The organism is Bathymodiolus platifrons methanotrophic gill symbiont, from assembly GCF_002189065.1.
Taxonomy (GTDB): domain Bacteria; phylum Pseudomonadota; class Gammaproteobacteria; order Methylococcales; family Methylomonadaceae; genus Methyloprofundus.
The window spans coordinates 1-7,129 of sequence record NZ_BDMN01000381.1; the positions used below are offsets into that span (position 1 = coordinate 1).

4 protein-coding genes are annotated in these 7,129 nt (G+C 44.0%); all 4 read left to right on the forward strand.

Annotated elements, in window-relative coordinates:
- Window positions 1–43 precede the first annotated feature (43 nt).
- Window positions 44–1,804, forward strand: coding sequence for a type I restriction-modification system subunit M (locus CDZ78_RS17960; RefSeq protein ID WP_087871211.1), 1,761 nt, complete (start codon window positions 44–46; stop codon window positions 1,802–1,804).
- On the forward strand, window positions 1,794–3,254 hold the full coding sequence (locus CDZ78_RS17965; protein WP_087871212.1) for a restriction endonuclease subunit S: 1,461 nt from the start codon (window positions 1,794–1,796) through the stop codon (window positions 3,252–3,254). Before CDZ78_RS17960 ends, CDZ78_RS17965 begins: the two co-directional genes overlap by 11 nt.
- A gap of 1 nt (window position 3,255) precedes the next feature.
- Window positions 3,256–4,104, forward strand: a complete 849-nt coding sequence (locus CDZ78_RS17970) for an FRG domain-containing protein (protein ID WP_087871213.1) — start codon at window positions 3,256–3,258, stop codon at window positions 4,102–4,104.
- Between the two features lie 3 nt (window positions 4,105–4,107).
- On the forward strand, window positions 4,108–7,129 hold a 3,022-nt coding region (locus tag CDZ78_RS17975; RefSeq protein WP_087871214.1), incomplete at its 3' end, for a type I restriction endonuclease subunit R.

Below are 7,129 nucleotides of genomic sequence, written 5' to 3' on the forward strand. Positions count from 1 at the left end.
TAAATAAAAACGCCAGATAACAAACAGTTTAACGAGAACCCCTATGACCAACACAAAACAGGTAAACACTTCTGAACAAGACTTTCTAAAAGAGCTCGATAATAAGCTCTGGAAAGCCGCTGACAAACTGCGTAACAATCTGGATGCCGCTAACTACAAGCATGTCGTGTTGGGTTTGATCTTCCTGAAATATGTCTCCGATTCCTTCGAAGAACGACAGGCTGAATTGCGCCACTTATTCACTGAAGATAATAGCGATGACAACATCTATTACATGCCGCGTGACGACTACGATAGCGACGATGAATATCAGGAAGCCGTCGATGCAGAATTAGAGCTACACGAATACTATCAAGAAAAAAATATATTCTGGGTGCCGTTACGCTCTCGCTGGAACAGCTTAAAACAAGCCGCTGCACTACCCATCGGTTCGGTTATCTGGCAAGATGGCAAAGACGATGATGTCAAACTACGCTCCATTTCATGGCTCATCGATCAAGCATTAGAACAAATCGAAAGTTTTAAGATTGATGACAAACTCGTCAACCCAAAACTTAAAGGCGTACTCAGTCGCGTTAGCCCGTATCAAGTCGAAAATCACAATCTATCAGAGCTAATCAACAAATTCTCCGACACCAGTTTTAGCAAGCCGGAATTCAACGGTGAAAAACTAGATCTGCACAGTAAAGACATTCTCGGCCATGTGTACGAATACTTTCTGGGGCAATTTGCACTGGCTGAAGGCAAACAAGGCGGTCAATACTACACACCAAAAAGTATCGTTACGCTCATAGTCGAAATGCTAGCTCCTTATAATGGTCGCGTTTACGACCCTGCCATGGGTGCCGGTGGTTTTTTTGTCTCTAACGATAAATTCATCGAAGCCCATGCAGACGAAAAACACTATAAGGCGGCCGATCAAAAAAAGCATATCTCTGTGTATGGTCAAGAAAGCAATCCCACTACTTGGAAGCTGGCAGCCATGAACATGGCCATCCGAGGTATCGATTTTAACTTTGGTAAAAAGAATGCCGACACCTTCTTAGATGACCAGCACCCCGACCTGCGTGCCGACTATGTGATGGCCAATCCACCTTTCAACATTAAAGACTGGTGGCACGCCAAATTAGAAGGTGATGTGCGCTGGGATATTGCCGGAACACCGTCACAAGGCAACGCCAACTTTGGTTGGATACAGCACATGCTCTATCACTTGAATGACCAAGGTTCTATGGCGCTATTACTCGCTAATGGTTCTATGAGTTCAGTGGCTAATGGCGAAGGAGATATCCGTAAGACGCTAGTCAAAAAAGATTTAGTCGAATGTATGGTTGCCTTACCCGGGCAACTCTTTACCAATACCCAGATACCCGCCTGCATCTGGTTCTTGACTAAAGACAAAGCCAACGGCCTGTCACTGGATAAAAAGAAAAACGACCGTCGCGGCAAAACCCTGTTTATTGATGCGCGTAACTTGGGTTACATGAAAGACCGTGTATTGCGTGACTTTGCCGAACAAGACATCGCCAAAATTGTAGACACTTTCCATGCCTGGCAACAGAACGACGGATACGAAGACGAGAAAGGATTTTGTTACTCCGCTAGCCTAAAAGACATTGAAAAGCACGACTTTGTACTGACACCTGGACGATTTGTCGGCGCTGCCGCTCAGGAAGAAGACAGTGAGCCTTTTACTGAAAAAATGAGCAGGCTAACCGCTCAATTGAAAGATCAGTTTGAGCAATCAGATCGATTAGAAGATGAAATAAGGAAAAATTTAGCAGGATTAGGTTATGACTTTTGACGATAAATTAAACAGGTATGAGTCTGAATTGGGTCTCTTGCCTGAGTCCTGGGAAGTCGTAGTACTTGAGAATTACTTAGAATCACTTATTGATTATAGAGGAAAAACACCAAAAAAAGCAGTGTCGGGCATCACCACGCTGAGTGCTAAATCTGTAAAAATGGGGAATATTAAGTATTCATCTGCTTACTACATTAGTAAAGAAACATATGACAAATTTATGGTCAGAAGTTTCCCTAAAAAAGGCGATGTTTTATTAACTACTGAAGCACCATTAGGATGTGTAGCACTTCTTGACCGTGATGATGTATGTGTTGCTCAAAGGCTTCTAACACTGAGAGGGGAAAAAAGAGAATTAGATAATCGATACCTGCAATATTATTTGATGTCTCATATAGGACAACATCAGTTGTTATCTAGAGCAACTGGTTCAACAGTACAAGGTATTAAAAGAACGGAATTTAGTAAGGTTTTACTTATACGTCCTCCGTTTAAAGAGCAAATTAACATTGCAAAAACTCTTGGAGAACTAGATGAAAAAATCGAACTAAATACCCAAACCAACCAAACCCTCGAACAAATCGCTCAAGCCATTTTCAAAAGCTGGTTTGTGGATTTTGAGCCGGTCAAAGCCAAGATATCAGTGTTGGAAGCAGGCGGCACTGCTGAACAAGCCGAACTTACCGCCATGTCTGTGATCTCCGCAAAAGATGAAGTCGCCCTCAAGCAACTACAAGCCGAACAACCCAAAGCCTACGCCGAACTGGCACAAACTGCTGCGTTGTTTCCGTCGGCAATGGGCGAATCGGAGTTAGGGGATATTCCATATGATTGGTCAACTCCAAAGATTAATGAAATTGCGAAAATTATTAAAGGTAAATCATATAAAAGTATCGAGTTAGAAGAGTCTAATACAGCTTTAGTTACTTTGAAATCGTTTAATCGTGGTGGCGGTTATAGACTTGATGGACTTAAAGAATATACTGGGAAATTCAAACCAGAGCAGGAAGTCTTTGCTGGTGATCTAATTATTGCATATACCGACGTAACTCAAGCAGCTGATGTAATTGGTAAACCTGCAATGGTTATTAGTGATTCTAGGTATGATCATTTAGTTATTTCTCTCGATGTTGCTGTTATTAGACCCAAAAATGATGACCTTAAATATTATCTGTATGGAATAGCAAAGACAAACCGGTTCCAACAGCATACGAATGCACATTCAACAGGAACAACAGTCTTGCACCTGAGCAAAAATGCCGTGCCAGATTACAAGTTCACCAAACCAAATGAAGATTTAATTAAAATATACAGGAAACACACACAACCCATTTTCATGTCTATAAATGAAAATATAGAGCAGAACACGTCTCTCGCGGCAAGCCGAGATGCGCTCCTCCCAAAACTTCTCTCCGGCGAACTAACCATCCCAAGCACCGAAGAAGCCTAACATGAGGAGAAAATACCACCTCAACTCCCCTCTCTGGCCAAATTTTGTTATCAATGGCGACAAAGTGGATGGCAATATTCCGTCAACACGGGTAAAGAGCTGGTCACATTTAATTGAGATTATCAGTGAAGATGCCTTGTTTGATCATACCGATCAAGTATTGTTCAGGGGGCAGCGCCATTCACACTGGGGGCTTACACCCAGCATTGCCCGGTTATCAAACACCGGCATCTACAAAGATGAGTGGGCACAACAACATTTAGAAAGTTTTAAATATTCTATTCGTGGGCGTGCCAAAGTGCCGGTTGCTCAAATGCTCGATGATGACGTCTGGTCGCTTGGCCAGCATTATGGTTTATGGACGCCTTTACTGGATTGGTCACGCTCCCCCTTTGTGGCGATGTTCTTTGCCTTTAACGAACCCGACCCTACCGATGAAACCCCGAAAAATTATAGTCGTTCGCTATTTTTTATTAACAAAACTAAATTAGAAGAATTTCTCACCACTGATATTTTTGTTAATCCATTAAGCAGTGACCATGACAGGTTGATTAGTCAGGATGGTTTATTCACGCTATCACCCAGCGGTGAAACCAGCCTCGAGCTTGAGATTTTAAATGCTCTCGGCGAGAAGGATATCAATATTGATGATGCCGAGGTGTTAAAAGACTTCATCTTCAAAATTCATATCCCCATGGAAGATGAACAGGAACGATTGCATTGCATTAATGCTCTTAGAAGAATGAACCTTCACTATGCGAATCTCTATCCTGATATCGCGGGTTCCTCTTTGCACTGCAACGACCTGCTAACCGAACAAGTACGCGGTGATGACCCGACGGATGAATAATTTATGAACGAAGATGAACTAGAAAATCTCTGTCTGGACTGGTTCCGTGAAGGCGACTGGGATGTATTGTATGGACCGGACATTGCACCGGACGGGCCGAACCCACAGCGGGATGATTATGCGCAAGTTATTTTAAAGCATGATCTGGAAGTGGCCTTTACCCATATCAACCCACACCTACCGCATGAATGCTTCGAGCAGGTTTTATCAAAATTAACCCAGGCAGAAAGTCTGGATCTCGTTACCAATAACCGTGCCTTTCACCGTTTGTTATTGGAAGGCGTACCTGTCGAATATAAACAGGACGACGAGGTACACAACGACCATGCTTTCCTTGTCGATTTTGATCAGGTAGATAACAACCGATTTGTTGCCATCAATCAATTTACCGTCACCGGTACTAAACAACCGCGCCGACCCGATGTGATCTGTTTTATTAATGGCTTGCCATTCTCGGTGCTGGAGCTAAAAAGTCCGAAAGATGAAAATGCCGATATTTGGGATGCATTTAATCAGATCCAAACCTACAAAGATGAAATTGGCGATCTGTTTGTTTTCAATGAAGCACTGATCGTGAGCGATGGCTATATGGCGCGTGTTGGTTCACTCACCGCCAACCAAGAACGCTTTATGCCTTGGCGCACCATCAAGCATGAAGATGATAAGCCGTTACTCGAATGGCAACTGGAAACCTTGGTGCGTGGTTTCTTTGACCGTGAACTGTTTCTGGAATACATCCGCTATTTTGTGTTGTTTGAAACCGATGGCGAGACGATTATCAAAAAGATTGCTGGTTACCATCAACTCCATGCGGTACGTGAAGCAGTAAAAGCGACCGTGATTGCGGCACAAGAGATTGAAGGCGTTGCTGAGAAACGCGCAAGCTATGCCGATGAGGTAGTCCCTGGCAGTAAGAAAGCCGGTGTGGTTTGGCATACCCAAGGTTCAGGCAAGAGTATCTCTATGTGTTGTTATGCCGGAAAGCTATTACAACAACCTGCTATGAACAACCCAACCTTAATCGTTGTAACCGATCGCAATGATCTGGATGGACAACTATTCGCCACCTTCAGCAATGCGGTAGAACTGCTAAAACAGACACCCGTACAAGCCAATGACCGGGATACCCTGCGTCAACTTTTAGCTGAACGTGAATCTGGAGGCATTATCTTTACCACTGTACAGAAATTTGCGCTGATCAAAGATGAGAAACATCACCCTTTATTGAATGACCGCCATAATATCGTAGTGATTTCTGATGAAGCACACCGAAGTCAATATGGTCTAAAGGCGACACTGACTGCTGATGGCCAATACAAATTTGGCTATGCCAAACACATGCGCGATGCCTTGCCCTATGCTTCCTTTATTGGCTTTACCGGTACGCCCATCTCGCAGGAAGACAAGGATACCCGAGCGGTGTTTGGGGGCTATGTTTCTATTTATGATATTCAGGATGCCGTGGACGATGGTGCAACGGTACCCATCTATTACGAATCTCGCCTTGCCAAGCTGGAATTGAATAACGATGAAATTGAAGCGTTATCAAATCAAGTTGATGATGTCGCCGAAGATGAGGAAGACCTAGGGCAACGCGAAAAAACCAAAGGGGAATGGAGCCGACTTGAAAAACTCGTCGGTGCCACACCTCGTTTACAACAGATAGCCACTGATTTAGTTAATCATTTTGAAACGCGTACAGCGACCATGGATGGCAAAGCCATGATCGTCGGTATGAGCCGGGTTATTTGTGCTCAGCTCTATAATGAAATTATCACCCTTAGGCCTGAGTGGCACGACACTGATCCCGAAAAAGGTGCCATCAAGATCGTGATGACCGGCTCGGCATCCGACATACCGTTACTGCAACCTCATATACACAATAAGAAAACCAAAAAACGGCTGGAGAAACGCTTCAAAGATGAGAATGATCCGTTAAAACTAGTGATTGTTCGGGACATGTGGCTAACCGGCTTTGATGCGCCTTGTTGTCATACGATGTATATCGATAAGCCAATGAAGGGCCATAACCTGATGCAGGCCATTGCTCGGGTCAATCGGGTATTTAAGAATAAGCCCGGTGGTTTGGTGGTTGATTACATCGGTATTGCTAATGAATTGAAGCAGGCTTTAAAGACCTATACTGACTCGAAAGGCAAAGGCGAACCAACCCTACGAGCCGAAGAAGCATTCGCTATTTTGTTGGAAAAATTGGATGCCATTCGTGGGCTTTTTGCTAAAACTCCGCAGGCGGATGGCATAGACCTAGCCAACTTTGAAACGGAGGCTCACAAATTGTTAGTGCCTGCTGCTAACTATGTACTAGGGCTGGATGACGGTAAAAAACGTTTTCTCGATCTGGTGTTGGCAACCAGCAAGGCCTACTCACTTTGCAGCACACTGGATGAGGCAAAGGCGCTGCGTAAAGAAATCGCTTTTTACGCAGCCATTAAAGCTGCCATAACCAAGTTCTCAACCGTTGATAAAAAGCGCACGCAAGAGGAACAAAATTCTGCGCTCAAACAGATACTGGATAACGCGGTGATTGCTGAAGGTGTCGCCGATGTTTTTAGTTTATGCGGCTTAGACAAGCCCAACATTGGCCTGCTTTCTGATGAATTTCTGGAAGATGTGCGACAAATGCCACATCAGAATTTAGCTATTGAGTTACTCGAAAAATTGCTCAAGGATGATATTAAATCTAAGACACGCAATAACGTTGTGCAGGAGAAAAAGTTCGCCGACCGTTTGCAGGAAACCTTGCGTAAGTATAACAATCGAGCCATTGAAACTGCTCAAGTGATTGAAGAACTCATTTCATTAGCAAAAGAGTTTCAGCAAGAGATGGCTCGCGAAGCCGAGCTGGGACTCAACCCTGATGAAATCGCCTTTTACGATGCCTTGGCCAATAACGAGAGCGCGGTCCGTGAACTCGGCGATGAGATACTGAAGAAAATCGCTGTCGAAATCACAGACAAATTGCGTAAATCAACCACCGTTGACTGGCAGGTCCGTGATAGCGTTA